Genomic DNA, 4008 nt, shown 5'->3' on the forward strand with positions numbered 1-4008 from the left:
GTTTATACAGCCCTTGAAAAAAACAATGAAAATTCAGGTGGATCTTATATTGAACAGCAAAGTAACGCCTATTTTATCAGGGGGCTTGGCCAGGTTGAGAACCTGGACGATATCCGTAAAATTGTGGTAAAGAATACCAGTGGATCCCCGATCTTAATTCGTGATGTGGCAACTGTCCAGTTTGGAAGTGCCACCCGTTATGGAGCCGTAACCAGAAATGGTGAAGGGGAAGTTGTTGCAGGAGTTACCCTGATGCTCAAAGGAGAAAATTTTAGTGAAGTCATCCAGAACGTAAAAGACCGGATGGTGCAGGTTCAGAAATCTTTACCAGAAGGGGTAGTGATTGAACCCTTTATTGACCGGACAGAGCTCGTTGGACGTGCTATTGATACGGTAAAACGTAATTTAATGGAAGGTGCCCTTATTGTTGTTTTTGTACTGGTGCTTCTTTTAGGGAACCTCAGGGCTGGACTGGTTGTAGCCTCGGTTATTCCTTTAGCCATGCTCTTTGCCTTTTCAATGATGCAGCTCTTTGGCGTATCAGGAAACCTGATGAGTTTAGGCGCAATAGATTTTGGGTTAATTGTGGATGGGGCAGTGATCATTGTAGAAAGTGTCGTCCACCACATCACAACCGGAAAATACAAAAAGCAGGGAATTGAAAAGTTAACCTCGGACCAGATGGATACAGAAGTGGCTGAAAGTGCCGGAAAACTAATGAAATCAGCTGCTTTCGGTCAAATCATTATTCTTATTGTTTACCTGCCTTTGTTGTCTCTTATTGGGATTGAAGGAAAAATGTTCAGGCCAATGGCTGAAACCGTAGCTTTTGCTATCCTGGGCGCTTTTATTCTTTCTTTGACTTATGTTCCCATGGCAAGCGCTTTGTTTTTAAGCAAGAAAACTTCTTACAAGCGCAATATTTCCGACAGGATCATTGAATTTTTGCAAAGGGTATACCAGCGAACATTAATTGCAGTTTTAAAGGTTAAAGTGATGGTGGTTACAGCCGTTTTTATTCTTTTTGCTGTTTCCATATGGTTGTTTTCAGGAATGGGTGGCGAGTTTATACCAACGCTAGAAGAAGGGGATTTGACGGTAGAAATTTCAATGATGCAGGGCACCTCGCTATCAGAGGTTGTAAAGACCTTTGGGAAAGCGGAAAAACTATTAAAGGAAAAATTCCCTGAAATCAAGCAGGCCGTTACCAGGATCGGGAGTTCAGAGATTCCAACTGATCCCATGCCAATGGAACGGGGAGATATGATGCTTGCCATGAAACCAAAGGGAGAATGGAAATCTGCCGAGAATAGATCAGAGATGATGGAAAAGATGGAAGAGGTTTTAAGTGAAATTCCAGGAATCAATGTAGAAATCTCCCAGCCTATGCAGATGCGCTTTAATGAGCTGATGACTGGGATCCGTCAGGACGTAGCAATCAAAATTTACGGAGAAGACCTGGATGTACTTGCTATACAGGCTGAAAAGATCGCTAAAATGATTTCTCCTGTTGCCGGAGTCTCTACGCCTTATATTGAAAAGGTTTCCGGACTGCCACAAATTCAGGTCGCCTACAACAGGGATAAGATGGCGCAATATGGCTTAAACATCAGTGACCTGAATATGATCCTGAAAACCGCTTTTGCCGGAAGCGTTACCGGGGTGGTGTTTGAGGGAGAGAAACGGTTTGATTTAGTGGTCAGGTTAGACCGAAACTTAAGGGAAAACATTTCGGGCGTTGAAAACCTGCTCATACCACTTCCTTCAGGAAATAAAGTACCCTTAAGCCAGGTTGCCGACATTGCCTTTAAAGATGCCCCTGCACAGGTTTCCCGTGAAGATGGAAAACGAAGGATCTATGTTGGATTTAACGTTGTAGGACGGGACGTAGAAACTACGGTTAAGGAAATCCAATCAAAACTGAATTCCGGGATTAAGCTTCCTAGTGGTTACTATATAACCTATGGCGGGCAGTTTCAAAACCTACAGGCTGCCAAAGGCCGACTGGCCATTGCCGTTCCTGCAGCCCTTTTATTTATCCTGGTGCTTTTATATGTTACTTTCCGTTCCGTAAAGGAGAGTCTACTGATTTTTACAGCCGTACCCCTGGCCTCCATGGGTGGGATTGCTGCCCTGATCATCACCGGCCTTCCCTTTAGTATTTCAGCAGGCGTCGGCTTTATTGCCTTGTTTGGTGTTGCCGTTTTAAACGGGATCGTTCTAATCGGCTATTTTAACCAGTTGAAAGAAGAGGGGGTAGATGATATTTACCAAAGGGTACTGGAAGGAACTAAGACCAGGCTTCGCCCGGTGCTGATGACTGCCTCAGTTGCATCCTTGGGTTTTCTTCCCATGGCCTTATCTACCAGTGCAGGAGCCGAGGTACAGCGCCCACTTGCAACTGTCGTTATTGGGGGATTGATCACCGCCACCTTCTTAACGCTTTTTGTCCTGCCCTGCCTTTATTTGCTCTTTAACCGAAAAGAGGTATCAAAAGCAAAGTTGCCAAAGGCAGTTGTAATTATGTTCTTAGTTTGCGGTCTATTGTTTTTACAACAGAACCCAGTGCAGGCGCAAAGCACTTTACCTTTGACCCTGGACAGTGCCATTTCCATGGCCGTAAAAAATAATTTACGGCTACGCTCGGCCGGACTATCGGTAGAACAGGCACGGGCCCTTCAAAAATCAGGAACGGACCTTTCTAAAACCGAGATCCTGGTTACCCAGGATCCGACTAGCGGAGGTAATATGGACAATTCTTTGGGCATAACCCAAAACATTGCCTGGCCCGGACTATATAAAAACCAGCGTAAACTGCTTAGTAAACAGACCTTACTTGCCAGCAGCACCAGTAACATTACAAGGGCAGAAGTCATCCGGGAAGTTCGGGAAGCGTGGTACGCTTACTTATTGAATAAAGAAAGCCTTCGTGTTTTAGATTTTCAGGATAGCCTTTATAAAGGATTTGTGAACAAAGCGGAAGTACGGGTTAAAACCGGCGAGACGTCGAACTTGGAACTGATCAGTGCCAGAAATCAATTTCAACAGGTTCAAGCCTTAAAGCTAGGCGTTTTGGCAAGTTTGGCAAATAATGAATCTATTTTGAAGCAGCTGCTCAATACCCCTGCTACTTTAGTCCTTGTCCAGGACAAACCGATTGTGTTTCCTATTTCTTTAGACAGCTTAACGCTCAGCAAGAATGCCCAGGTTAGTGCGGGTCTGCAAAGCACGGAAGTCGCAAAGGCCCGGATTGCAGTAGAGAAATCCAAAGGAATGCCAGACTTTACTTTAGGGTACAGCCAACAACTTCTTATTTCAGGATTTAATCCAGCGAACATAAATAGGAATTACTTCCCTGGGACCAGAATAGCAGGAATTCAGGTTGGCGTTGCCCTGCCTATTTTCAATCGGGCAAACCGGGCACGGGTGAAGTCTGAACAGCTGTCTTCTGAAATCGCAAAAACAGACCTGCTGAATACAAAGTCCAGGTTGATGATGGAATATAACCAGGAAGTTCAGCACTACGAACAATACCTGCAGTCCGTAAATTACTATCAAAACCAGGGGCTAAATCAGGCAAGCGAACAGCTAAGAATTGCCCAGGTTTCTTTTGACCTTGGTGAGATCGGTTATATAGAATATATTCAGAACGTATCCTCAGCCGTCCAGATCAGGCTTTCTTATATAGAGGCCTTAAGCCAATTAAACCAGTCCGCCATTCAAATCCAATTCATTAAAGGAGAATAACCATGCATTTACATTTAAGAACATATAAATCAATTGTCATAGTTTCCTGCCTCGCCATGCTTTTATCTTGCTCGGGATCCGCAGAGAAAAAAGAAAGCGATACCAGGGAAGCATCCGCAGAAACTGAAAAAGAAGAAAAGGCCGAAGGGCTTTCCCTCACCCAAAAGCAGATGAATGCCGTTGGAATAGAAATCGGTCTGGTCGAAAAACGAAATTTAGATGCTGTCGTTAAGGCCAATGGCCAGCTTGCGGTGCCCCCAC

At 44.5% G+C, this 4008-nt stretch carries 1 protein-coding gene and 1 pseudogene; both read left to right on the top strand.

Going from position 1 to position 4008, the window contains the following annotated elements; genetic code table 11:
* Positions 1-3747: CusA/CzcA family heavy metal efflux RND transporter (locus tag CLV32_RS22980; RefSeq protein WP_133559320.1), on the top strand; the 3747-nt coding region annotated here is incomplete at its 5' end.
* 56 nt (positions 3748-3803) lie between these two features.
* Positions 3804-4008: pseudogene (locus CLV32_RS22985) on the top strand (efflux RND transporter periplasmic adaptor subunit); the annotation flags it as partial.

It is taken from the genome of Pedobacter duraquae (assembly GCF_004362245.1).
Classification (GTDB): domain Bacteria; phylum Bacteroidota; class Bacteroidia; order Sphingobacteriales; family Sphingobacteriaceae; genus Pedobacter; species Pedobacter duraquae.